The sequence below is a fragment of the Tolumonas auensis DSM 9187 genome, from assembly GCF_000023065.1.
Lineage (GTDB): Bacteria > Pseudomonadota > Gammaproteobacteria > Enterobacterales > Aeromonadaceae > Tolumonas > Tolumonas auensis.
The window spans coordinates 2,060,413-2,084,989 of the sequence record NC_012691.1 but is presented as its reverse complement, the minus strand read 5'-3'; the positions used below and the strand labels follow the sequence as shown (position 1 = coordinate 2,084,989).

The window sequence follows — 24,577 nt, the reverse complement described above, 5'->3', positions numbered from 1 at the left end:
TAGATAGATTTTTCATTAGAGGTCTAAAATGACCTCCTGAAGATCATTATGATGAGTAAAATGACATTTGCAAGTCATTTTGTTCATTAGGAGATAATTTTTTTAGGTAGAAGATTATGATCAAGTGCCATCTATCACGCCTGATGGGCGAGCGTCGATTGAAAATTGCTGATGTTGCAAGAGACACGGGGCTGAATAGAGGAACGATAACTCGGCTATATAACGAAACAGCCTCGCGAGTTGAACTTAATGATATTGAGGTGTTGTGTCGCTATTTCGATGTAGATATCACAGCGTTATTTGAATTGATCAAGGATGAATAATGCGACTATTGCTGAGAGAATAGATTGGAAAACGCAATGTGAGTTCATTTTTTTGGCCAAAACAGGAAAATGATTAATGATTAATGATTAATGATTTAATGGGCATTTACAAAAAGCCAAAGATCTCTAATTTTGACTGGTTCTGAGTTTGAGAAAAGATAATGGCGTACGACTGTATTGAAATGTAACCTGTATGAAAATAATACTCGACTATTATTTAACATACAGGTTACGGGGTGTGCTGTTTAGCTTTTACATTTCCAGTTCGGTTTTCAGTGTTTGTTCAATCTCAAAAGTAGATTTAGAGTTGAATAAACCATCACGGAAACCAGCATGCATAATACGACGCGCCAATCTTGAGAAGATCTTCATGTGTTGATCGCCAGCAGCATGTTTGTTCAAGGTCAGCATAATGATGAACCGGACTTCTTCATCACCCCACATAATTGGGTTAGCCAGTTTCGCTACGCTGATAGTTGATTGTTCAATGTGCTCAGATTTCGTGTGTGGAATTGCAAATCCAAAACCAAGTCCGGTAGAGAACACATCTTCACGAGCCCACAGATCTTCAGCCAGTTTATTTGGATAACGGCAACGACCCGCCAGGTAAAGATTATCAGTCATCGTTTTGATCACTTCTTCTTTGCTGCGTAAATCGCTGTCCAGAATAATACAGTCAGAAGTAAGCAGAGGCGCATCGTGCTGAACCATGCGGAATTGAGCCAGTAAATGCTCAACTTCAAGCGCAGTACGGCAAGCCATCGCTTTATTCAGCAGCAACCGGCATTCTTTGCTATCCAGTTTAGCCAGACGGGCTTTAGTCGCTGGAATGTTAGGTGCGCTCATGCTGATTTCATCTAAACCCAAACCAACCAGCAGTGGCAGTACGGAGCCTTTAGCACCTAATTCGCCACACAGACCAACCCATTTACCATGACGATGAACCTCACGAACAATATGATCTAACGTACGCAAGAACGCTGGGTTCAGGCTGTTGTAATGGTTAGCTACTTTTTCATTATCACGGTCAACGGCGATCAGATACTGGGTCAAATCGTTACTGCCGATACTGAAGAAATCAATCTCTTCACAGCACTGGTCAATAATGAACGCAATTGATGGAACTTCTAACATGATCCCGAATGGAATTTTTTCATCAAATGGGATCTTGTTTTCACGGAGTTCGTGTTTCACCTGACTCAGTAATTCTTTAACCCACAGGATTTCTTCCATTGAGGAAATCATTGGGATCATGATTTTCAAAGAGCCATGCGCTGATGCACGCAGAATGGAACGTAATTGACTCTTGAACAACTCAAAGAATTCTTTATAAATCCGAACTGCCCGATAACCCAGGAATGGGTTGTTTTCATGAGGGATATTGAGATATTCAACAGGTTTATCGCCACCGATATCCATTGTCCGGATGATGATCGCTTTACCATGAGCTGCTTCGATAGCTTGACAATAAATATTGTACAGCTCGTCTTCGTCTGGTGCTGTTTGACGATCCATGTACAGCATTTCTGTACGGAACAGACCGATACTTTCAGCGCCATTATTGAAGGCTGCTTTAGCTTCAATTGGTAATGCGATGTTTGCGGCAATTTCAAGACGTTTGCCATCTTCGGTTTGCGCCTGAATATTTTTGAACACACCTTGCTGTTGTTCTAATGTTTTCTGAACATTCAATTCTTGGTCATAATAACGAATTACGGGATCAGTCAAATTAGTGGCTACTAAACCTAAATTTGCATCCACAACAATTTGTGTACCGATGGCACTATTCAACGCTGTTTGTTCTACACCAACCAAGGTTGGGATTTTGAATGAACGGGCAAGAATAACAGTGTGTGATGTACTGCCACCACGGCTTAAAATCAGACCTTTCAGGTGTTTTTTGTCTAACTCCAAGAATTGGCTTGGCGTCAGATCTTCAGCTAAACAAACTGAATCTTCAGTTAATACCAGTTTGTTATCAAAGTTCGCAGCACCATAGATCTGTTGCAATAACTGGAAGCTCACGTCGCGAATATCTAATTCACGCTCACGTAAGTATTCACTTTTTGATTGCTTCATTTGGTTACTGAAGTGTCTGGCTGTAGCAATAATCGCTTCAGCACAGCTGCTGCCTTCGGAAACACGATTCATCAAATGTTGGTGAAACGAAGTATCTGACACAATAGACAGATGTGCTTTCAGAATGGCGGATTCGGTACCATGTGCGATTTGCAGCTGGCGCTCAATGCCATGAGCCAAAGCTTTCAGACCAGAAGCCATTGATGATTTTTCTTCATCCATAGAACGAAGCGCTGGCAAGTTTTCTAATTTTTCGAAATCGAATGCGTTAACACTGACCAGCTTACCTGTAGCGATACCGGTGCTAACATTATTACCACGGACTGTCACCGGCGCCAAATTAGCCAGAGAACGAGGCAATGGTGCAACGTCTTTGTCTTCATGTGATGCCTGTGGAAGTGCTTCATCACACTTGGCAAATTCGCCATTGATAAACGCCTGCATCTGCTGCAGTACTTCATCTTCATCTAAGCCATCGATGGTAATAAGGCATTTATCGCCTAATAGGGTATCTGTTCCGATCAATGATAGAACGCTTTTAGCATCGCCTGTTGCACCGGTACGGGTATTAGTCCAGTTGATAGATGATGCAAATTTATTACAGAACTGTTCCATATGACTTGCTGGTCGGGCATGGACGCCATTGGGCAGTTCACAGGTAAAAGATAATGTCTTAGCCATAGGAATAAACCTTCTATATCGGTGCACTATTGAGTTTTCGTTGTGTAAACATTAGGGGGGAGAGGGGCTATTTCCTATTAGACATAAAATCGAAATACTAGATATTTGTGCGATCCATAATTAGTTGTGATATGGATCCCAATTAATTATTAAGCATAAGTCGGAATGTAATAAAGGAGTTTAATCTTATTCTGGAATGAAAAATTTCATTAATATCAACAACCTGTTTTTAAAATATTTTCATTTCTATCTTAAACTAATGTTTAATATATGATGGTTTCAATTGATCTGTTTTTTAATATAAAAACAAGCTGGTGTTGCAGTGTATTATATTTGCTTTGTATCACAGTTTCGGATTGAGCATACAAAAATCCAGCAAATCTAACAAATATCCTGCATTTTTTCTTTTGTTTATTTAGTAACTTTCTATTTACATGTTCATTACAAAGCAAAAAGGGAGTCCTATGTCTAATAAATCTGAAATTTATTTAGATGCTTTAGGTGCGAACATTAGCTTATCTCCTCAAATGATTCATGATCTTGATGTTCAAGGGTTTACCGTTATTCATAATGTCATCGACGCAGACTGGCTTGCAGAAATGCGCCGGATGTTCGATATGATCGTCGAAAAAGAAGGTGATCTGCTGGCTATTGAACATCACCAGGAAGAAAAGGCGACCCGAATTGCCAATCTGATAAACAAGGGAACAGTTTGGGAAAAGGTCTGGTCACATCCGCTTGTACTTTCTGTGTGCAGGCATATCTTCAACGGAGAATTTAAAGTTTCCAGTCTTAACGCCCGTGAAGCGCTTATGGGGGGAGGACATCAGCCTCTGCATGCTGATTGGAAGCAACCGCGGCCGGATTTTCCTAAAGTTCATTTGGTGAATTCAATCTGGGCTATTGATGATTTAAGTGCAGAAAATGGGGCGCCAAGAATCATTCCTGGTACGCATAATCGTCCGGAATTGCCGGAAGATGTACTTGCTGATCCCAGTGCATCACATCCGGATGAAATAATTTTTGCGTGTCCGGCGGGAAGTGTGATGATTTATAACGCTCATACCTGGCATGGCGGGACGACAAACAGAACAGGCGCTCGTCGGCGCGTGTTGCATGGTTTGTATATTGACCGGGCAGATCTTCAGCAGCAAGACCAAAGGAAATGGCTGACGCACGAAACTAACAGTCGATTGAATCCAGCTCAAAAATGGCTACTTGATGTTGAGTAAATGAAACAGAATTCTGCCCGATGAATGTGCCAACATATCGCGTGATTTTTAAAAATGATTGCCCATCTAATGTATTAATATAAACATAGATGGGCATTTTTATTCTGTGCAATTCATGTAATGCCATTACTAAATGATGATGCGGATCACCGTTCAAAATTGATCGCACAAAAATCCAGTAATTCTAGAATTTATCCTATCCCTGCCGAACAATTCTATTCCTATAGTTAGTGTGAAATAAAAGAATTCACTGGCTCCACGCAAGTAGATCGGTGAGCAAAATGTCAACACACACGACAATGATCTGACTCCCCCAGGAGAGAACTATGAACGACTTAATCAACATCCTAAAAAATACACGTCAGCATCTGATGACGGGTGTTTCCCATATGATCCCATTCGTAGTAGCTGGTGGTATCTTGCTCGCTGCTTCAGTAATGCTTTATGGTAAAGGCGCGGTGCCTGACTCTGGTTACCTCAAAGACATTTTCAACATCGGTGTGGCCGGATTTACATTAATGGTGCCAATGCTGGCGGCCTATATCGGTTACTCGATTTCAGACCGTTCTGCACTGGCTCCGGCTGCCATTGCTGCCTGGGTTGGTAACTCTTTCGGTGCTGGCTTTTTCGGTGGCATCATCGCCGGTCTGCTGGGTGGCATCGTGGTCTTTTATTTGAAAAAGATCAAAGTGCCTGCTTTTGCCCGCTCAGTAATGCCAATCTTTGTTATCCCACTGGTAGGTACATTCATCACCGCTGGCGCAATGATGTGGTTCCTGGCGGAACCGATTGGTGCGCTGACCCAAGGTCTGACTGCATGGCTGACCAGTATGCAAGATTCCGGCATCGTCGTTCTGGCTGCCATTATGGGTGCCATGATCGCGTTCGATATGGGTGGTCCGGTTAACAAAGTTGCCTACGCATTCATGGTTATGTGTGCTGGTCAGGGTATCTATACCGTCGTTGCTATCGGTTCTGTCGCTATCGCGGTGCCGCCACTGGCCATGGGTCTGGCAACATTGATTGGCAAAAAATACTATTCAGACGAAGAACGTGAAGCCGGTAAAGCAGCACTGTTGATGGGTACCATGGGTATCAGCGAAGGGGCCATTCCGTTTGCTGCTGCTGATCCACTGCGTGTCATTCCATCCATCATGATTGGTAGCGTTAGTGGTGCGGTTACTGCGGCGGTGTTAGGTGTAAAAGGTTATGCCGCGTGGGGTGGTTTGATTGTTCTGCCTGTCATCGATGGTCGCTTAGGTTTTGTACTTGCATTGGCTGTGGGTTCAGTTGTCGGTGCTTTGTTAGTCAATGTCCTGAAAAGCCGGGCACCACAAAAAGAAGTTGCTGATAAAAACGATGATTTGGATATCAACATTCAAATTGGTAAAACCAGTCAGGTTATGCCAGAGAATAGATTACCAAAAGAGAAGGGCAGCGTGACTAAGTTAATCGCTGTCACTGCTTGCCCATCTGGTGTTGCTCATACTTATATAGCAGCAGAAGCAATTAAAAATGCTGCTGAAGCCAGAGGTTGGAACGTCAAGGTTGAAACCCAGGGTTCTATCGGCTGCGATAATCAATTAACAGCTGAAGAAATTGCAGCAGCTGATATTGTTGTTTTGACCAATGATATTGGTATAAAAAATGAAGAGCGATTTAATGGTAAAGTAATTATTCGCGTAGGTATCAGTGAGGCTGTTAAAAAAACGGGTGCACTGATGGATAAAGTTGAAGCGCAGTTGAATCAGGCTGCTTAAAATCAAAAAGGGAGTGCTTCGGCACTCTTTTTTTTTACAAAAAATTAATTGTTTATTTGTCTTCTGAATGTTTTTTGGAATGTTTCCGAAAATTTATAGTTACTTGAAAGAATATTGTGTTTCTTGAATTATGACATGGATCACCGTTCGAAGTTGATCGTACAAAAATCTAGTAATTCGCAAATTTGTCCTCTCCCTGTAAATGCCTTCGGTTCCTATAGTTATCGTGAAATAAAAATTCACTGGCTGAAGAGGCTCAGTGAACAAAATGCAAACACACACGACAATGATAGATCTCCCTTAGGAGGGAACCATGAGTGATTTAATCAACATTTTAAAAAATACACGTCAGCATTTGATGACGGGTGTTTCCCATATGATCCCATTCGTAGTTGCTGGCGGGATTTTACTCGCAGCATCTGTGATGCTTTATGGTAAAGGCGCGGTGCCAGACTCTGGTTATCTCAAAGATATTTTCAACATCGGTGTGGCCGGATTTACGTTAATGGTGCCAATGCTGGCGGCCTATATCGGTTACTCGATTTCAGACCGTTCTGCACTGGCTCCGGCTGCCATTGCTGCCTGGGTTGGTAACTCTTTCGGTGCTGGCTTTTTCGGTGGCATCATCGCCGGTCTGCTGGGTGGCATCGTGGTCTTTTATTTGAAAAAGATCAAAGTACCTGCCTTTGCCCGTTCAGTAATGCCAATCTTTGTTATCCCACTGGTAGGTACATTCATCACCGCTGGCGCAATGATGTGGTTCCTGGCGGAACCGATTGGTGCGCTGACCCAAGGTCTGACTGCATGGCTGACCAGTATGCAAGATTCCGGCATCGTCGTTCTGGCTGCCATTATGGGTGCCATGATCGCGTTCGATATGGGTGGTCCGGTTAACAAAGTTGCCTACGCATTCATGGTTATGTGTGCTGGTCAGGGTATCTATACCGTCGTTGCTATCGGTTCTGTCGCTATCGCGGTGCCGCCACTGGCCATGGGTCTGGCAACATTGATTGGCAAAAAATACTATTCAGACGAAGAACGTGAAGCCGGTAAAGCAGCACTGTTGATGGGTACCATGGGTATCAGCGAGGGGGCCATTCCGTTTGCTGCTGCTGATCCACTGCGTGTCATTCCATCCATCATGATTGGCACTGTGAGTGGTGCGGTTACTGCGGCGGTGTTAGGTGTAAAAGGTTATGCCGCGTGGGGTGGTTTGATTGTTCTGCCTGTTATCGATGGTCGTTTTGGTTTTGTACTCGCATTGGTAGTAGGCGCAGTTGTTGGTGCTCTGGTTGTTAACTTCCTGAAAAGCCGTGCACCACAAAAAGACACTTCTAAGCAAAATGACGATTTGGACATCGATATTCAAATTGGTTGATTTACAAAAATTAAAGTTAATACGGTTTATTTATATCACTTAAAATATATTCAGAGGTAAATGATCATGACTAAAGTAATCGCTGTAACCGCTTGCCCATCAGGTGTTGCTCATACTTATATGGCAGCAGAAGCAATTGAAAATGCTGCCAAAGCCAAAGGCTGGGAAGTGAAAGTTGAAACCCAGGGTTCTATTGGCTGCGATAATGAATTAACAGCCGAAGATGTAGCTTCAGCAAATGTTGTTATTCTGACAAAAGATATCGGCATTAAAAATGAAGAGCGCTTCAAAGGTAAAACAATTATTCGTGTAGGTATCAGTGACGCTGTTAAAAAAGCCGGTACTCTGATGGATAAAATTGAAGCTCACCTGGCTCAAACTGCGTAAAGTCAAACGGGGGTGTTTCGGCCCCCCAATTCAGCTCACAGAAAGGAAGTAATGCATATGACAACTGAACGTATTTCCCGATTAAAAAAAGCGATGTTCGCTCAGCCGCGTGAGATTTCTTTAGAACGTGCACTGCTGTACACCGAGAGTTATAAAAAAACAGAAGGAGAGCATGTTCAGTCTCGTCGTGCAAAAGCGGTGGAACATTTTCTGGATAATGTTGAAATATCCATCCGTGAAGACGAATTAATCGCTGGTAATCGAACTGTTAAAGCGCGTAGTGGTATCATTTCTCCTGAAATGGATCCGTACTGGATTGCGAAAGAACTGGATATTTTTGCCACTCGTCCGCAAGACAAATTCAATATATCTGAAGAAGATAAAAAGATTTATCGTGAGCAGTTACTCCCGTATTGGGAAAAACGCTCAATGAAGGATTTCATTAATAGCCAGTTCCCGGAAAATATCAAAGAAGCTGTTGGTACTAAAGTTTTCAGTATCAACCAGACTGATAAGGGACAAGGCCATATCATCATCGATTTCAACCGTTTGTTAGATAATGGTCTGAAAGTACTGACTGATGAGATTGCAGCGTTAGTTGAAAATAATCCGGACAATCACTTTTATCCAGCCGTACTGATAACACTGAAAGCATCCAGCAGACACATTCTGCGTTATAACAAGTTAGCGTTAGAAATGGCGGCTAATTGCGCGGATGAAGTGAGAAAAGCTGAACTGCTGAAAATAGCTTCGATTTCTGAAAAAGTTGCATTCGATGCACCAACTAATTTCTATGAAGCTTGCCAATTATTTTGGTACATGAACATCATTTTGCAGTATGAGTCTAATGCGAGCTCTCTGTCGTTAGGCCGCTTTGACCAATACATGTGGCCGTTCTACCAGAAATCTCTGGCGGAAGGTGAATCACCAGCAGCGCTGCAAGAATGGCTGGAAAGTTTGTGGATCAAGATGAACGATATCGTATTGCTGCGTTCAAGCAGTAGTGCGCAATTCTTCGCCGGTTTCCCGACAGGCTATACTATTTTGCTGGGTGGCTTAACAGCTAATGGCCGCAATGCGGAAAACCCATTATCGCAATTGTGTTTGACTTCATATCAGAGCATTCAGCTGCCACAGCCTAATCTGGGTGTTCGCGTTAATGAATTTATGGATCGTGAATTCCTGATCAAAACAGCAGAAACCATCCGTCTGGGAACGGGTATTCCGCAGATCTTTAACGATGAAGTTGTAATTCCGGCATTCCTGAATCGCGGCGTTTCATTGGAAGATGCCCGTGACTATTCTGTTGTTGGTTGTGTCGAGCTCTCAATTCCAGGCAGAACCTATGGTTTACACGATATTGCGATGTTCAACTTGTTGAAAGTAATGGAAATCACATTACAACAGAACAAAAACAATGACGCTGTAACTTACGACTCTATCATTGCCCAAATTGAGGATAACATTCGCCATTACGTAAAATTAATGGTTGATGGTAGTAATATCTGCGATATCGGCCACCGCGACTGGGCGCCGACGCCACTTCTTTCTTCTTTTGTAAGTGATTGTGTGCAAAACGGGAAAGATGTTACTGAAGGTGGTGCTCGTTATAACTTCTCTGGTGTGCAGGGAATTGGTATCGCCAACCTGAGTGATTCATTGTTTGCTCTCAAGAAGTTTATTTTTGAAGAGAAACAAATGAAGTATAGCGAGTTGATCGATATTCTTGATTCGGATTATACGCTTGAAGGCAGCGATAAAGTCCGTGCCCGCTTGATCAGCCGTTACGAAAAATACGGTAATGATATTGATGCGGTCGATGACATTAGCAGTCACTTGCTACGCTTCTATTGTAAAGAAGTTGAACAATATAAAAACCCGCGTGGTGGTCAGTTCATCCCGGGTTCGTATACTGTTTCTGCTCACGTTCCGTTGGGTAAAGTTGTTGGTGCAACACCCGATGGTCGTAAAGCTCACGATCAGCTGGCTGACGGTGGTTTATCACCAATGGTTGGTAAAGATGGACTTGGCCCTACAGCAGTACTGAAGTCTGTCAGTAAGTTAGATAATTATCTGTTGTCTAACGGCAGTCTGCTGAATGTTAAATTCATGCCAAGTACCTTAGAAGGTCAACAAGGTTTAAATAAATTAGCTGACTTCCTGTCTGCGTTTATGAAGCTGAAGCTTCAGCATGTGCAGTTTAACGTGGTTAATGCTGAAACTTTACTTAAAGCGCAAGAGTTCCCTGAAGATTATGCCGGTTTGGTTGTTCGTGTCGCTGGTTATAGTGCGTTCTTCGTTGAATTGAGTAAGGAGATCCAAGATGACATCATCCATCGCACAGCACATCAATTGTGAACCGCAGATGGAAGGTCGAATTTTCAACATGCAACGATATTCGTTGAATGATGGAACAGGAATCAGGACAGTCGTTTTTTTGAAAGGTTGTCCGTTGGCGTGCCCTTGGTGCGCCAACCCTGAATCTCGTTCTCACAAAGTCGAATACGTGATTAGGGAAGCAAAATGTATCCATTGTGATATATGTCCGAAGACTGTTGAAGATTGCCCAAGCGGCGCATATGAACGAATTGGTACTGACATGACGGTTGATGAAGTCATGAAAGAATTAAAGAAAGACGCTGTTTTTTATTTTACGTCTAATGGGGGTGTTACAATATCAGGCGGAGAGGTTCTTGCTCAGGCTCCATTCGCTATTGAATTATTAAAACGGCTGAAAGCGATAGGAATCAGAACTGCAATTGAGACCACAGGTTTCGGTAGTAGAACTCAATTATTAAAAATGGCTGCGTTATGTGATGAAGTTTTATATGACTTTAAAATTATGGATGCAGCGAAAGCAAAAGAAATAATAGGGATTGACCTTGAACTGGTGTTAAGAAATTTCAAGGCTGTCGTTTCTTCGGGCGTAAAAGTGATTCCACGAATTCCTTTAATCCCCGGGTACACAATGACAATATCGAATTTAGAAAAAATATTAGCATTTCTGAAGCCATTTGAATTAAAAGAGTTGCATTTGTTACCATTCCATCAATTTGGTGCTAGTAAATATGAAACACTAAAAATGGAATATAAGCTTACTAATACTAAAGTGCCAAGCGTATCTGAAGTAGAAGCATATAAAAAATACTGCGAATCGGAAGGATATAATGTTGTAGTAGGGGGGTAGCTAAACGCTAACCTGATTATTCACGATAAAATATTTTCTGTGGTCAATGATTGTTGATGACACTGTTATTCAGTAATAGTGTCATCAGAATATCTTTAATAAATATATCTTTTCTTCCGTTCTCTTCATTTCCCTTCAATTAGTGCTACGTTTATTGCTATGGCAAAGTGGATTTTGCTTATTAATCCCTCAAAATACACATCATATTTATCGTAATATGAGTTTAATTCCTGTCTGTTAACATTATTTTAACTCTTTTTGTGAGCTATCTCTTAAAATTTTATTGATAATACATTTCTCCAGTTTTTGGCAGTTTTGTCACATAGTCATGCCTGCACCTATACCTGTAATCTGAGAAAAGATTAAGTTCTAAGTTGTTTTGTTTTTACGGAAACTTTGCTGTCGATAATATTATCTGGAGATGTTGTAGATGAAAAGCGTTGGTATTGATATTGGTGGAACACATATCAGATGTGCTATATACGATAAAGAATTTAATCAGGTTGAACATTTTAAGGTGGCAAATAACCGTGAATGGACTGCTGCTGATAACTTGTCTCAAGTTGTTAAGTTCTTAGAAGATATGATCGTTGAGAAAGGTTATAAATTCAGAAGTATTGGTGTCGGCGCGCCTGGTCCACTGAGTACCAGAACAGGTACAATTATTAATCCACCGAATCTGAATGAAACCTGGCACAATTTTAGTATTGTTGATTTTTTTGAAAAAGAAACCGGGTTTAAAACAACTCTGAATAATGATGCTAATTTAGCTGGGCTGGCGGAAGCAACGCTAGGCGCTGGTACACAATATAAAACTGTATTTTATATAACAATGTCTACCGGTATCGGTGGTGGTTATATCCGCGAAAAGAAAATCATTAATGGCTCTAATTCGGCTGCTGCTGAAATTTATAACCTGATAGTTAATGAACAGTCAGAACGTCGTGGTGGTGTTAATCCTGGCGCGATTAATGAGCAATGCAGTGGTACGGGTATCGCGCTGATCTCTAAGAAAAAGTATGGAAAAGAATTGAACTCAAAAGAGGTGTTTGATTTATATCGTATTGGAGATCCTACCGCGTCAGACATTGTCGAACAGGTCGTTGATGGGATCGCCAGAGCGATAGGCAACATTTCCTGCATCGTGGATCCAGATGTTTTCGTTTTGGGTGGCGCTATTGCATTACACAACCCGGACTTGGTTGAACGCATTACGTTACGTGCGAAGCAGTACGTCATTTTCCCTGATTATTTACGTGTTGAATTGGCTGAATTTGGCGATAACGCGGGTCTGATGGGTGCGGCATTATTGCCATAAAAGGAATTACTAATATGAGTATCGCAAAGGAAAAATCATTATCATCACGGATTTTAGATCCGATCATGGCCGGAATAGGGTATATGTTACCCTGTGTTGTTGCAGGTGGCATACTGATTGGTGTTGGATTTATGTTAGATGATCCGACAATCGATTTTAATAACTATGGTCATAACACTAAACTGGCTGATTTCTTTACCACAACAGGAAGTGCTATTTTTCACTTTATGTTGCCTGTGCTGTGCGCTTTTATTGCCAGATACCATGGTAAGGATGCGGCAATTCCAGGAGGTTTAGCTGCTGGCTATTTAGCGAGTATTGGCAAATCTGGTTTTCTGGGTGCTTTGATCCTCGGATTTTTCGTGGGTTATTTAATAGTTCTGTTAAAGAGAATATTTGATAAATTACCTGATTCATTAAGTGGTACTAAAGATTTATTGATTATTCCTTTGGTATCCGTTCTGTGTACTGGTGCTGTAACTGTTTTCTTTGTGGAACCAACGGTTGGGATATTAAATGCTCAATTGACGGATTTACTGAATTCTCTTTCTGGATCGGGCAATGTCTTGCTGGGTGTCATCACCGGGGGGATGGAATCCGTTGATATGGGTGGGCCTGTAAATAAGACTGCGTACTTATTTGCAACAGGTGCACTGTCAAATGGCGTTTATACAATTATGTCGGCTGTTCTGGCCGGTGGTATTGTTCCTCCTTTTGTGACTGCTTTTGCTAGTGTGATTTTCAAAAACAAATTTACACCAGATGAGCGGAAGCAAGGATATACAAACTTTATTGTTGGATTAGCGGGTATTACTGAAGGGGCCATTCCTTTTCTGGTCAGAAGTCCTTTACCTGTAATTGGTTCATGTGTTGTTGGCTCTGGATTAGCTGGCGGTTTGTCTATGTACCTGGGCTGCTCAATACGAGCGCCATTTGGAGGGGTCTTCGTTGCTCCATTGAACAGTAATTTTGGTGGTTGGATGTTATCTGTCGCTGCAGGGATTACGGTTGGTACAATATTATTAGGTTTAAGCAAAAAAGCTGAAAGACAGGTTATTGCATAAGGGTTAAATCTTTCATTGTTTTAATATGCCTTAACTAGTAATAATTAAATCAGTGCTCATCTAGTTTTTAAATATAGATGAGCATTCATTTTTTAGTGTAAAATATAACCAGCTGATCATTTCTTCAATAAACGAATCGTGAAATAATATTTCTGTACTATGGTGTATATCCTTGACTGGAAACTTGCACCTAAGTAAGCTGTGTCCTTGTTGTGATGTAGATCACGTTTTTTCGCAAAAAAGCAGACCGTTAAGGCATGGGTCTGCTACTGTTCATACTATATATCTGAATTTCTTTGATTTATGACATTACAATTATCTATTGTTGCTGTAACAGCATGCGTATCTGGTGTTGCCCATACTTATATGGCGGCTGAAAAAATTGAAAAAATGTGCACGGCCAAAGGGATGAAAATCCGGGTTGAAACACAAGGTGCATTAGGAATAGAAAATAAACTATCTGATGATGAAATTAAGAGCTCAAATCTGGCTATTATTATTGCTGATATTAATATAGAAGGCATGGAAAGATTTGACAATTGCAATGTGATTAAAATTTCAACTCGTTTGTTTTTACAAAGTCCTGAAAAAGTAATGAAAGCCATTGAAGATATATCACTATTCAGCAAAGGCGTAAAAATACATTTATAATTTTGGATTTTATTGTTGACTTTGATATTGAACTCTATATTCCGATGGTGATCTGTCTGTTTTTTCTTTAAACAGCCGGCAAAAATAATTACTGTCATTGAAGCCACAGCGATGTGCTACTTCTTTGACTTTTAGATCATATCGCTTGAGTAAGTATTTAGCTCTCTCGATACGTATAAAATTCAGATATTCGTTGAATCTCATGTTGGCTTCTTTTTGAAAGAGCTGAGATAAGTAGTTAGGGGATATGTAGAACTCTTTTGCAACCAGATCTCTGGTTAATTCTTTTTGGTAATTATCTTCAATATAGCTGCGAATTGTTTCGAATAATGTTTTACTTCTGGATAGTGTTTCGGCCGGATGTTGCATCAGGTCAACTGAAGAACTAATTAGTGATCGGATCAACAAAATTGCTGTTTGCTGATCTTCCGGACGCCAGGTGAGTTCCATTAATGCTTGCAGAATAAAAGCAGCGGTCCGAGGACCCCGTCTGGGAATATGACATTTTTCCAACAAGTGGAATTCAGATCCATCCCACTGCATGAGACTAAAACCAAGTTGCTGTTTTCCAAATAATAAGCTTAGCGTTGTAACCGGTTTTTCCCATTGCGGCTCATTCCAGCCATCATTTGGAATAAATAATACGGTGTTTTTGGTCTGCAGGATTATTGTGTTCTCATCATTGGAGAGTGCGAACTTCATCGGCAACTCTCCATCGATCACAAATTCTAATCTTGGAAAATGGACCTGATATGCGACTTCTGATGGTATTCCTACATCATTGGCATAGTAGACGGTATCAATTATGTGCTCTTGATTGATTAGATTAATCAAAAAATCGTCTATTTTATTTTTCATGTCAGGCCATCAATATTATTTTTTATTAGTATAATTCCATTTGTAAAAAAGTAAAAGGTCATTTTATTTTTAATAAATGTGGTTTAAACGGTGATTATGTTGGCGAGTTTAAAAAATATTTTTTCGTAATTATTGTTAATTAGTAACAAGAAATCAGAATGGGTAATAATAATTCACTCTCACTAATGGTGAGTTGAATTCTGATTTGGTTCTTTCTAAAACTCATGATCACAGCAAGGGTTGAGCACCTGCCGTGATCATGAGGTGGATCATTCTACATTGACGATATTGGCAGCATCCTGCGCTATGATCCATTCCTCATTTGTTGGAATAACCATCGCACAAGTGCTGCCATCTTCTGTGATAATACCCTGTTTGCCAAAACGAGCTGCCAGGTTCGCTTTGTGGTCTACCTTGAATCCCATCAAGCTCAGTCGATTCAATGTTAATTCACGAATAGGGGCGGAGTTTTCACCGATCCCGCCTGTGAATACGACCGCATCTAAGTGGCCATCTAATGCTGCTGTATAACCAGCGATATATTTCGCTAACCGGTAACAATAAATATCCATCGCTCGCTTAGCTTCTTTTTTTGTTTCGTAATTATCTTCTATATATCGGCAATCACTTGTTACTTCTGTTAATCCGAGCAGCCCTGATTCTTTCGTTAATACATGATGAATATCATTCAAACTCATACCCAGTGCATCATGCATATGAAAAATAATTGCCGGATCAATATCTCCACATCGGGTCCCCATTACTAGTCCCTCAAGAGGGGTGAGTCCCATCGATGTATCGACGGACTTACCACCTTTAATGGCACATACGGAGCCACCATTCCCAAGATGACAACTGATGATATTTAAATCTTCAACCGGTTTATTTAATAATTCGGCTGTTTTGAGACTAATATAGTAGTGACTCGTTCCATGCATACCATATCGACGGATAGCATTTTCTTTGTATAGCTTGTACGGCAAAGCATACAGATATGCTTGTTCCGGCATGGTTTGATGAAAAGCTGTATCAAAAACGGCAACATTTGGCAAAGCCGGAAATGCATGTTGAGCTGCCCGGATACCAACTAAATGGGCCGGGTTATGCAAAGGAGCTAATGATGAACATTCTTCAATACCCTTCACGACATTTTCATCAATAAGGACTGAGTGTGTAAATTTTTCTCCGCCATGAACAATGCGATGACCGACAGCAATTAAGTTATGTGCCAAATCAGGATCACAAGGAAGGATCTTTTGTACAATAAAATCCAGTGCTTCTTGATGGGCTGCTTTTACACATAAATCTGCATTACCTTTTCCACCATGAAGTTTCCATTTAATTCTTGCTTCATCAAGATGCAGGCATTCAGCTAATCCAGATAATTTTTCCTCTCCGGACGCCGCATTAAGTACTGCAAATTTCAGGGATGAACTTCCACAGTTAAGTACAAGCACTAATTTTTGATTCATTACTATTTCCTAATTGTCGCCTCAGGGAAATATTTTATTTTTCTTATGGTTTGATGGCATAGAAAGCCATCAGAAGCAGTTTTATAGTGATAATGTAGATTGCTTAAGCGATTATTTTATTTGTTTTCTACGATAACTGTTGTGATCCGGATCATGCTGTTATAGCCAATAAAAACAAGGGGGAATTATTTTTTGGTTTTCAGTCATTGTTTAAAATTTTAATTGGAGGCAGTAAATTATTTAATGGTGTAAAATAAATAAAGGGACTAATAATGCCGGACACTATTAATGAGCCATACTATTGAAGACATTCTCGTTGAGTCTACGGGGGAGCTCTATAAATTAGACGCTGTTTTTTGTAGCCAGGAAGTGTCGTCTTCATCACACCATGAAACTGATTTTGAAGCATGTCCTCGTTTAGAATTTATGGTTGAAGGTTCTGCAAATATCAAATCAACGCGAGAAAGTGAGAAAGTAATTACTCAGTTAAATAGTGGTTCAGTATTATATACTCCAGTTGATATTCAATTCGACTTTCTATTTAATGAAAAGTCACTTCTTCTCAGCATGGGGTTCTATAAACAGCAAATTATTCTCAAGTTGATAGCGTGGGATGGCGAACATCTCAATGTTCTCGAAAAGACCAGTGTGCTTCGGCGTGGTCCCCGGGTTGGTGCATTCATTCTTCAGTCACTGCAAGAAGCTATGTGGCAAAAAGAAGATAAGCAAACAGCAACTTATTTGATCAAATCCTTATTATGTTCATCACTATATTTATTACAGAATCCGCTGACGACACAACCCAGAAGAAAATCACTTTTCGAAGAGATAAGGAACTACGTTGATGATAATTTTTACAAAGATTTAACCAGAGATTCTGTGGCAAAAGAGTTTTTAATATCTTCCACGTATTTATCACGCTTGTTTCAAAAAGAAGCAGATTTAAGATTCAATGAATATCTGAATTACATAAGATTAGAAAAAGCAAAATCCATGCTAAAAAGACATGATGTGAAGGTCAAAGATGTAGCCAGAAAATGTGGATTCAATGACAGTAATTACTTCTGTCGGCTATTTAAAGAAAAAACGGACAGATCGCCATCAGAATATAGAGCTCAATACTGTAGTAAGCATGGTGATGTTTGATTTTTAATGAATCTGTAATAAAAAAGCCAAGACAATGTCTTGGCGAAAAACCGTTTTAACTCACTAGGTGATTTGATTTATTTCAAATCTTTTTATTGTAAACCAGGTTTAAATATTATTACCATCTAGTCATTTGCTGCCAGTTCGGTTGTATTTGGATCTGTTTTTTTAGCAGTTTCAGCTTTTGTTACTGTTCGAAGATCGAAAAATGTTTTGTATAAAATGCAACCTAAGCAAGCACCTAATATTGGAGCGATGAGTGGTACATAAACATAGGGAATATCTCTGCCACCAGTGAAGGCGATATCACCCCATCCTGCCAGATATGTAAATAACTTTGGACCAAAATCACGAGCGGGGTTCATTGCAAAACCAGTTAATGGTGCAGTTGCTGTACCTATTACAGTAACGAGAATACCTATCAGAATAGGAGCGAAGACACCTCGTGTTGAGCCATTTCTCTCATCAGTCAGAGATAAAATCAGGCACATTAAGATCGACGTGATAACTAACTCTACAACAAATGCGTGATTTGTACTGATCCCTGGATTTGCATAAGTACTGAAAATTCCTGCTAATTTCAGACTTTCAATGCTTCCTCTGACGATGTGATTCTTTAGTTCATAATCAATAAACAAATTGTGATACAAAAAGTAAGATAACGCTGCACCAGCGAAAGCGCCTGCAGTTTGTGAAAATATAAATGGTACTACTTTTTTGATGTCAAAGCCTGCAAACAATGTAAGCGCTATGGTTACCGCTGGATTCAGGTGTGCGCCAGATATACCTGCTGAAAGATATATAGCTAATGTAATGCTTAAACCCCATACGGCGGCAATTTCCCATAAACTAAGAGTAACACCGCAGATAATAGCTGCAATCAAGCAACTAACACCTAGAAATATAAATAAACCCGTTCCGAAAAATTCACCCAAGCATTGGTGTTTTAAAGGTATAGGAGCGCTCATAGGTTATCCTGTCTGGTTTAAATCAGAGTAAATAAATTGAATTTTTAAATGACGGTTTATTTTTAGGGCAGGGGATATTTCCAGCCACTGGCTCAGCCCCTAGTGGCCGGAAATACTTTTTACAAAACGTCTAAAACAGTTGTGTCTTTACCGTAAACGCCTTCCCAGTCACGCACAAATCCGGCGACACCTGAGTCAGTTAATGGATGCAGGATCAGTTGCTCGAATACATCAGGGGCAACAGTGACTGATTGTGCACCAGTCATGGATACGTCATGTACCTGTTGAACGTTTTTAAATGAAGCAGCCAATACTTTAGCTTTCAGATTGTGCTTCTGCAGCAGGGTCACGATGTCAGAAACTACTTTGACGCCATCAGCACAGATGTTATCTAAGCGGTTAACATACGGAGCCAGGAATTCAGCGCCAGCTACAGCAGCCATCAGCGCTTGCTGAGGTGACAGGATTGCAGTTGCAGTAATGCGCAGGTCACCCTTTTTGCTGATGATTTTCATCGCCTTGATGCCTTCAGCGGTTGCTGGGATTTTTACTACAAAATTGCTGCCAACGACTTCTTTCAGGCTATAAGCTTCTTTAACAATAGTGTCTGCATCTTTTCCCATTACCTGGGCATGCAACATGATTTCATCACCGATGATATTTTTGATATCTTTCAAAATTGCTGCCAGCGGTCTGTTTTCTTTAGCAACAATACTTGGATTAGTTGTAACCCCAGTGATTGGATACAGATCAACACAACGAGCGATGTCTTTAAGATTTGCAGTGTCCAGCATGTAAATCATGGTTCATTACCTCTTGTAAAATAAGTCATTAATTTAGATTATTCATAAAAACATGAATCATAGTGAATAAATACATCACCTAAATCAGCAGCACTTCTATTCTTCTCTTCATGCTGCAACTAATAGAAATTAATTTTTGTTATTTTATATCGCCGATACATTTGATTTTCTTCTGTATCAGACTACATATGGTTTTATTAAGTCTTGAATATAACTTATATGGGATAACTATAAATGAAAGAAAATATGATTGGGAGTGGACATTTGTTAGGTTTACTGGAGATTTGTATTGCTTGGTGTTTAGTGTGATCCGTGTTGCGTTTATGAGATCTTTTTAAATTGTAATGTATTGATATATAGGTATTTTTTGTGAATAAGTCTGGTGATTTCTGTCCAGTTTACATTTATCCAGTAATTGTCATTATTGTGCGATTGTAATGTCTTTCTTTAATCATTAATTTATTCGCAAGTTTAGTTGTAATAAATAATTTTCTTTGTTTTCCAAGTTTTCACTCCTTTCCCTTTCAAAGGGGCGAAGCATCATTCTCACACTAAATTAAGGATTTATTATGGATAAGATCATTCAATCCCCTGGTAAGTATGTTCAAGGTGCTGGTGTTATCTCTCGTGTCGGCCAATATGCAGCCCCATTTGCTAAAAAGCTGTTGGTTATTTCTGATGCGTTTGTTCTGGGGTTAATCGAAGGCAAAGTGACTGCCAGCTTCAAAGAAAGCGCAACAGATTTCGTTATCGAAAAATTCAAAGGCGAATGCAGCCGCAATGAAGTAAATCGTCTGATCACTATCCTGCAAAATGAAAACTGTGACGGTGTTGTGGGTGTTGGTGGTGGTAAAACGTTGGATACCGCTAAAGCGGTTGCTTATTACGCTAAAGTGCCGGTTGTCATTGCACCAACTATCGCTTCTACCGATGCGCCATGCAGTGCTTTATCCGTTATTTATACTGATACCGGTGAATTTGAATCCTATTTGATCCTGCCTTGTAACCCGAATGTGGTTTTGGTTGATACCGAAATTGTTGCCGGTGCACCTGCTCGATTATTGGCTGCCGGTATTGGTGATGCCATGGCCACTTATTTTGAAGCCCGGGCCTGTTACCAAAGCCGTGCTACCACCATGGCGGGCGGTGAATCTACTGAAGCTGCGATGAGCCTGGCGCGTCTTTGTTTCGATACCCTGCTGGCTGAAGGCCATAAAGCGATGCTAGCTGTACAGAAAAAAGTGGTGACCGAAGCGGTTGAACGCATCATTGAAGCCAATACCTATCTGAGCGGTGTCGGTTTTGAAAGTGGTGGTCTTGCTGCGGCACATGCTGTTCACAACGGTCTGACTGTTATTCCGGATGCGCATCATTTCTACCACGGCGAAAAAGTAGCATTCGGCACATTAGTTCAGTTGATCCTGGAAAATGCCCCTAAAGCTGAATTAGATACCGTGTGTGCGCTGTGCACCCGTGTTGGTTTGCCAATTACCCTGGCGCAGCTGGATATCAAGGAAGGTATCGAAGAGAAAATGCGTGCTGCTGCTGAAGCGGCGTGTGCAGAAGGTGAAACTATTCACTCTATGCCATTTAAAGTTACAGCCACTAAAGTCTATGCCGCAATGATTGCCGCTGACCAATATGGCCAGGATTATATTAAGCAAAACACTAAATAATATTAATTAGCCAATCCTGGCTAATTAACTTCTATATCAATCAGGAATAAACCCGGCAGGACGCTGAGGTTTATTCCTGCCCGAAAGTCGCAAAAGCTGTTTATTGGGAGAACGATGTGGCTAACGTACTTTGGTACAACGAACTCAACATGCATGATGTTGAACGCGTGGGTGGCAAAAATGCCTCCCTGGGTGAAATGATCACTAATTTGACCTCATTAGGGGTTTCTGTACCTAATGGTTTTGCGACCACCGCTCAAGCCTTTAATGATTTTCTGGAATACAACGATATTCACCGGAAAATATATCAACTGGTCGGGCGCATTGATGTAGAAGATATTAATGCGTTATCCAATGCCGGTAAGCAGATCCGTGGATGGATTGTAGAAAGTCCGTTTCAACCTGCATTAGAAGCGGATATTTATAAAGCGTATGCCCAACTTGCTGATGGCCAACAAGATGCTTCATTTGCGGTACGTTCTTCTGCAACAGCAGAAGATATGCCGGATGCTTCCTTTGCGGGTCAGCAGGAAACCTACCTGAACGTGCAGGGTATTGATGCCATCATGATCGCGGTGAAGCATGTGTTCGCGTCATTGTTCAATGACCGGGCTATTTCTTACCGCGCCCATCAGGGATATGACCATGAAGGTGTGTCGATCTCTGCCGGTGTACAACGCATGGTTCGTTCTGACTTAGCAGCATCAGGCGTTATGTTTACTCTGGATACTGAATCCGGTTTCGATCAGGTCGTGTTTATCACTTCTGCTTATGGTCTGGGGGAGATGGTCGTTCAGGGTGCCGTCAATCCGGATGAATTTTATGTGCATAAACCGACATTGAAAAATGGCAAACCGGCCATTGTTCGCAGAACTATCGGGTCGAAAAAGATCCGGATGGTGTATGCAAATAGCCAGGAACACGGTAAGCAGGTCGAAATCGAAGATGTCCCTGACGAATTGGCCAACAAATTCTCCATTACGGACAGCGAAATACACCAGTTAGCCCATCAGGCTTTGCTAATTGAAGAGCATTATGGCCGTCCGATGGACATTGAATGGGCCAAAGATGGTCATACCGGCAAGCTCTATATCGTTCAGGCACGTCCGGAAACGGTTCGTTCTAATGAACAGACGATGGAACGTTTCCAGTTAAATTCACAGGGTGAAGTATTGATTGAGGGTCGGGCCATTGGTCAGCGTATCGGTGCTGGCCCAGTAAAAATTATCAATAGCATCAGCCAGATGGATCAAGTGCAACCAGGTGATGTTCTTGTCACAGATATGACGGATCCTGATTGGGAACCGATCATGAAACGTGCTTCTGCCATTGTGACTAACCGTGGCGGAAGAACATGTCATGCTGCCATTATTGCGCGTGAATTAGGTATTCCTGCGGTAGTGGGGTGTGGCAATGCAACTGACGTTTTAGAAGAAGGCCAAAATGTCACCGTCTCTTGTGCCGAAGGTGATACCGGTTATGTATACCGTGATTTGCAGGATTTCACCGTGCGTAAGTTGCAAGTGGATGCCATGCCTATCCTTCCGCTGAAAATCATGATGAATATCGGCAATCCTGATCGTGCATTCGATTTTTCCCGCTTACCGAATGATGGTGTGGGTCTTGCTCGCCTGGAATTTATCATCAATCGCATGATTGGCGTGCATCCGAAAGCACTGCTTGAGTTCGATCAGCTTGATGAAGATCTTCAGCTGGAAATCCGTGATCGGATGGTGGGGTATGACGATCCGGTTGAATTTTACATCAGCAAACTCGCGGAAGGTATTTCCACGCTGGCAGCTGCGTTCTGGCCTAAACGCGTCATTGTTCGTCTGTCTGATTTCAAGTCGAATGAATACGCTAATCTGGTCGGTGGTGAGCATTATGAGCCACACGAAGAAAACCCGATGCTGGGATTCCGTGGTGCCGGGCGTTATGTATCACCGGATTTCCATGACTGTTTCGCGCTGGAGTGTGAAGCGGTCAAACGCGTCCGCAATACCATGGGCCTCACCAATGTTGAACTGATGGTGCCGTTTGTCCGGACCGTTGCGCAGGCGGAAGCGGTTGTTGCCCAGTTGGAACGTGAAGGGCTGAAGCGCGGAGAAAATGGTCTCAAAATCATCATGATGTGCGAGATCCCATCCAATGCATTGTTGGCAGATCAGTTCCTGGCTCATTTTGATGGTTTTTCCATCGGTTCAAACGATATGACCCAGCTGACTCTTGGTTTAGATCGTGACTCTGGTTTGGTATCTGAGTTGTTCGATGAACGTAACGATGCGGTAAAAGCGTTGCTATCGATGGCTATTAAAGCTGCGAAAGCACAAGGTAAATATGTCGGGATCTGTGGTCAGGGCCCTTCCGATCATCCTGATTTCGCAGACTGGCTGCGTAAAGAAGGGATCGACAGCTTATCGTTGAACCCGGATACCGTTGTACAAACCTGGTTATGGCTGTCAGATCAATCTGCACATTAATTTGGGTTATGGCCCGTCAAATCTATGACGGGCTGTCTCAATAAGCAATCACGGAGCAATACATGCAAACGGGTATGTCGGTATACGACTTCATTATCGAAAAACAGGCTGATTTCCCTCATGCTACCGGGGATTTAAGTGCACTTTTGACCTCTATTCAGCATGCGGCCAAAGTTATCAGTTGGCAAATTAACCAGGCGGGTCTTGGTAATATTATTGGTGCTACCGGTATCGATAATATCCAGGGGGAAGCACAACAAAAATTAGATCTGTTTGCGAATGACAAGTTCAAACAATCGTTGGCTGCTTGCGGTGAAGTCTGTGGCATGGCTTCGGAAGAAGATGATGATTATGTCGCATTTGAACCGGTTAATGGCAAAACAGCGAAATATGTTGTGCTGATAGACCCACTGGATGGCTCTTCGAATATTGATGTCGGCGTATCTGTCGGCACGTTATTCTCTATTTATCACCGGGTTTCACCGATTGGCACCCCCGTGACTAAAGCGGATTTTTTACAACCCGGTCGTCATCAGGTTGCTGCGGGCTATATCATTTATGGTTCTTCAACCATGCTGGTTTATTCGACGGGGCAGGGCGTTAACGGATTTACGCTCGATCCCTCTATCGGGTGTTTTTGTCTTTCTTATCCAAATATTTCAATACCTCAACAGGGTCACATTTATTCAGTAAATGAAGGTAACTATTTCAAGTTTCCTGCAGGTGTCAAACAGTACCTGAAGTTTTGTCAGGCGATCGATGAAACAGATAATCGGCCCTATACCTCGCGTTATATCGGATCGTTGGTTGCCGATTTTCATCGTAACATGTTGAAAGGCGGGATCTTCCTATATCCATCAGGCACAAATGCACCAAACGGAAAATTACGGTTGCTTTATGAAGGTAATCCTCTGGCCTTTATCGTTGAACAGGCTGGCGGGAAAGCAACAAATGGATATCAGCGGATACTTGATTTATCACCAATGGAATTACATCAAAGAACCCCATTTTATATTGGTTCTGCACATATGGTTGATAAGTTAGGGCAGTTGTTAGTGGCTTTCGATTCGTAAACTCAGGGCGAAGTGAAAGCGTCGTGTACCACCGTATCGAC

19 protein-coding genes are annotated in these 24,577 nt (G+C 41.5%); 14 read left to right on the top strand and 5 right to left on the bottom strand.

Annotated features, from left to right (window positions below; genetic code table 11):
- The first annotated feature begins 116 nt into the window (after positions 1 to 116).
- A complete protein-coding gene (locus TOLA_RS09695) occupies positions 117 to 323 on the top strand; it encodes a helix-turn-helix domain-containing protein (RefSeq protein ID WP_015878979.1) in 207 nt (68 codons plus the stop codon).
- A 252-nt stretch (positions 324 to 575) separates the two neighbouring features.
- Here the strand turns inward: TOLA_RS09695 and ptsP are convergent, their stop codons facing one another.
- On the bottom strand, positions 576 to 3,083 hold the full coding sequence (ptsP, locus tag TOLA_RS09690) for a phosphoenolpyruvate--protein phosphotransferase (RefSeq protein ID WP_015878978.1): 2,508 nt from the start codon (positions 3,081 to 3,083) through the stop codon (positions 576 to 578).
- Positions 3,084 to 3,547: 464 nt separating this feature from the next.
- Between ptsP and TOLA_RS09685 the strand changes: the two genes are divergently transcribed.
- The 9 genes from TOLA_RS09685 (at position 3,548) to TOLA_RS09645 (ending at position 14,060) form a co-directional block, all read left to right on the top strand.
- The gene (locus TOLA_RS09685) at positions 3,548 to 4,315 is read left to right on the top strand and encodes a phytanoyl-CoA dioxygenase family protein (protein ID WP_015878977.1); all 768 of its coding nucleotides are present in this window, start codon (positions 3,548 to 3,550) and stop codon (positions 4,313 to 4,315) included.
- A gap of 326 nt (positions 4,316 to 4,641) precedes the next feature.
- Positions 4,642 to 6,075, top strand: a complete 1,434-nt coding sequence (locus TOLA_RS09680) for a PTS fructose transporter subunit EIIC (RefSeq protein WP_015878976.1) — start codon at positions 4,642 to 4,644, stop codon at positions 6,073 to 6,075.
- Positions 6,076 to 6,388: 313 nt separating this feature from the next.
- Positions 6,389 to 7,453 (top strand): PTS fructose transporter subunit EIIC, encoded by a 1,065-nt coding sequence (locus tag TOLA_RS09675; RefSeq protein ID WP_015878975.1) that lies wholly within the window; start codon positions 6,389 to 6,391, stop codon positions 7,451 to 7,453.
- A gap of 66 nt (positions 7,454 to 7,519) precedes the next feature.
- A complete protein-coding gene (locus tag TOLA_RS09670) occupies positions 7,520 to 7,840 on the top strand; it encodes a PTS fructose-like transporter subunit IIB (protein WP_015878974.1) in 321 nt (106 codons plus the stop codon).
- Between the two features lie 57 nt (positions 7,841 to 7,897).
- Positions 7,898 to 10,198: a formate C-acetyltransferase gene (locus tag TOLA_RS09665; protein ID WP_015878973.1), complete on the top strand. Its 2,301-nt coding sequence runs from the start codon at positions 7,898 to 7,900 to the stop codon at positions 10,196 to 10,198.
- Complete coding sequence (locus TOLA_RS09660) at positions 10,164 to 11,027, top strand: [formate-C-acetyltransferase]-activating enzyme (RefSeq protein WP_015878972.1); 864 nt, start codon at positions 10,164 to 10,166, stop codon at positions 11,025 to 11,027. Before TOLA_RS09665 ends, TOLA_RS09660 begins: the two co-directional genes overlap by 35 nt.
- 430 nt (positions 11,028 to 11,457) lie before the next feature.
- Positions 11,458 to 12,345, top strand: coding sequence for an ROK family protein (locus TOLA_RS09655; RefSeq protein ID WP_015878971.1), 888 nt, complete (start codon positions 11,458 to 11,460; stop codon positions 12,343 to 12,345).
- A gap of 14 nt (positions 12,346 to 12,359) precedes the next feature.
- Positions 12,360 to 13,409: a PTS fructose transporter subunit IIC gene (locus tag TOLA_RS09650; protein ID WP_015878970.1), complete on the top strand. Its 1,050-nt coding sequence runs from the start codon at positions 12,360 to 12,362 to the stop codon at positions 13,407 to 13,409.
- Positions 13,410 to 13,712: 303 nt separating this feature from the next.
- The gene (locus tag TOLA_RS09645) at positions 13,713 to 14,060 is read left to right on the top strand and encodes a PTS fructose transporter subunit IIB (protein WP_015878969.1); all 348 of its coding nucleotides are present in this window, start codon (positions 13,713 to 13,715) and stop codon (positions 14,058 to 14,060) included.
- A 9-nt stretch (positions 14,061 to 14,069) separates the two neighbouring features.
- On the opposite strand, the gene TOLA_RS09640 is transcribed toward TOLA_RS09645, so the two are convergent.
- Positions 14,070 to 14,918, bottom strand: coding sequence for a helix-turn-helix transcriptional regulator (locus TOLA_RS09640; RefSeq protein WP_015878968.1), 849 nt, complete (start codon positions 14,916 to 14,918; stop codon positions 14,070 to 14,072).
- A gap of 269 nt (positions 14,919 to 15,187) precedes the next feature.
- Positions 15,188 to 16,390, bottom strand: coding sequence for an acetate kinase (locus TOLA_RS09635; RefSeq protein WP_015878967.1), 1,203 nt, complete (start codon positions 16,388 to 16,390; stop codon positions 15,188 to 15,190).
- A gap of 288 nt (positions 16,391 to 16,678) precedes the next feature.
- On the opposite strand from TOLA_RS09635, the gene TOLA_RS09630 reads away from it, so the two are divergent.
- Complete coding sequence (locus TOLA_RS09630) at positions 16,679 to 17,536, top strand: helix-turn-helix transcriptional regulator (protein WP_015878966.1); 858 nt, start codon at positions 16,679 to 16,681, stop codon at positions 17,534 to 17,536.
- Between the two features lie 125 nt (positions 17,537 to 17,661).
- On the opposite strand, the gene TOLA_RS09625 is transcribed toward TOLA_RS09630, so the two are convergent.
- On the bottom strand, positions 17,662 to 18,504 hold the full coding sequence (locus tag TOLA_RS09625) for an MIP/aquaporin family protein (protein WP_015878965.1): 843 nt from the start codon (positions 18,502 to 18,504) through the stop codon (positions 17,662 to 17,664).
- 119 nt (positions 18,505 to 18,623) lie between these two features.
- Positions 18,624 to 19,307, bottom strand: a complete 684-nt coding sequence (locus TOLA_RS09620) for a transaldolase family protein (RefSeq protein WP_015878964.1) — start codon at positions 19,305 to 19,307, stop codon at positions 18,624 to 18,626.
- A gap of 569 nt (positions 19,308 to 19,876) precedes the next feature.
- Here TOLA_RS09620 and gldA point away from each other — a divergent pair.
- From gldA to fbp, 3 genes are all read left to right on the top strand, one after another.
- Positions 19,877 to 20,983, top strand: coding sequence for a bifunctional L-1,2-propanediol dehydrogenase/glycerol dehydrogenase (gene gldA / locus TOLA_RS09615; RefSeq protein ID WP_015878963.1), 1,107 nt, complete (start codon positions 19,877 to 19,879; stop codon positions 20,981 to 20,983).
- A 116-nt stretch (positions 20,984 to 21,099) separates the two neighbouring features.
- Positions 21,100 to 23,463, top strand: a complete 2,364-nt coding sequence (ppsA, locus tag TOLA_RS09610) for a phosphoenolpyruvate synthase (RefSeq protein ID WP_015878962.1) — start codon at positions 21,100 to 21,102, stop codon at positions 23,461 to 23,463.
- A 62-nt stretch (positions 23,464 to 23,525) separates the two neighbouring features.
- Positions 23,526 to 24,536, top strand: coding sequence for a class 1 fructose-bisphosphatase (fbp, locus tag TOLA_RS09605; RefSeq protein WP_015878961.1), 1,011 nt, complete (start codon positions 23,526 to 23,528; stop codon positions 24,534 to 24,536).
- Positions 24,537 to 24,577: the final 41 nt, after the last annotated feature.

What these genes read in the sequence shown, in the direction of transcription:
- TOLA_RS09695 (WP_015878979.1), top strand. Translation starts at nt 117, where the DNA reads ATGATCAAGTGCCATCTATCACGCCTGATGGGCGAGCGTCGATTGAAA.
- ptsP (WP_015878978.1), bottom strand. Translation starts at nt 3,083, where the DNA reads ATGGCTAAGACATTATCTTTTACCTGTGAACTGCCCAATGGCGTCCAT.
- TOLA_RS09685 (WP_015878977.1), top strand. Translation starts at nt 3,548, where the DNA reads ATGTCTAATAAATCTGAAATTTATTTAGATGCTTTAGGTGCGAACATT.
- TOLA_RS09680 (WP_015878976.1), top strand. Translation starts at nt 4,642, where the DNA reads ATGAACGACTTAATCAACATCCTAAAAAATACACGTCAGCATCTGATG.
- TOLA_RS09675 (WP_015878975.1), top strand. Translation starts at nt 6,389, where the DNA reads ATGAGTGATTTAATCAACATTTTAAAAAATACACGTCAGCATTTGATG.
- TOLA_RS09670 (WP_015878974.1), top strand. Translation starts at nt 7,520, where the DNA reads ATGACTAAAGTAATCGCTGTAACCGCTTGCCCATCAGGTGTTGCTCAT.
- TOLA_RS09665 (WP_015878973.1), top strand. Translation starts at nt 7,898, where the DNA reads ATGACAACTGAACGTATTTCCCGATTAAAAAAAGCGATGTTCGCTCAG.
- TOLA_RS09660 (WP_015878972.1), top strand. Translation starts at nt 10,164, where the DNA reads ATGACATCATCCATCGCACAGCACATCAATTGTGAACCGCAGATGGAA.
- TOLA_RS09655 (WP_015878971.1), top strand. Translation starts at nt 11,458, where the DNA reads ATGAAAAGCGTTGGTATTGATATTGGTGGAACACATATCAGATGTGCT.
- TOLA_RS09650 (WP_015878970.1), top strand. Translation starts at nt 12,360, where the DNA reads ATGAGTATCGCAAAGGAAAAATCATTATCATCACGGATTTTAGATCCG.
- TOLA_RS09645 (WP_015878969.1), top strand. Translation starts at nt 13,713, where the DNA reads ATGACATTACAATTATCTATTGTTGCTGTAACAGCATGCGTATCTGGT.
- TOLA_RS09640 (WP_015878968.1), bottom strand. Translation starts at nt 14,918, where the DNA reads ATGAAAAATAAAATAGACGATTTTTTGATTAATCTAATCAATCAAGAG.
- TOLA_RS09635 (WP_015878967.1), bottom strand. Translation starts at nt 16,390, where the DNA reads ATGAATCAAAAATTAGTGCTTGTACTTAACTGTGGAAGTTCATCCCTG.
- TOLA_RS09630 (WP_015878966.1), top strand. Translation starts at nt 16,679, where the DNA reads ATGAGCCATACTATTGAAGACATTCTCGTTGAGTCTACGGGGGAGCTC.
- TOLA_RS09625 (WP_015878965.1), bottom strand. Translation starts at nt 18,504, where the DNA reads ATGAGCGCTCCTATACCTTTAAAACACCAATGCTTGGGTGAATTTTTC.
- TOLA_RS09620 (WP_015878964.1), bottom strand. Translation starts at nt 19,307, where the DNA reads ATGATTTACATGCTGGACACTGCAAATCTTAAAGACATCGCTCGTTGT.
- gldA (WP_015878963.1), top strand. Translation starts at nt 19,877, where the DNA reads ATGGATAAGATCATTCAATCCCCTGGTAAGTATGTTCAAGGTGCTGGT.
- fbp (WP_015878961.1), top strand. Translation starts at nt 23,526, where the DNA reads ATGCAAACGGGTATGTCGGTATACGACTTCATTATCGAAAAACAGGCT.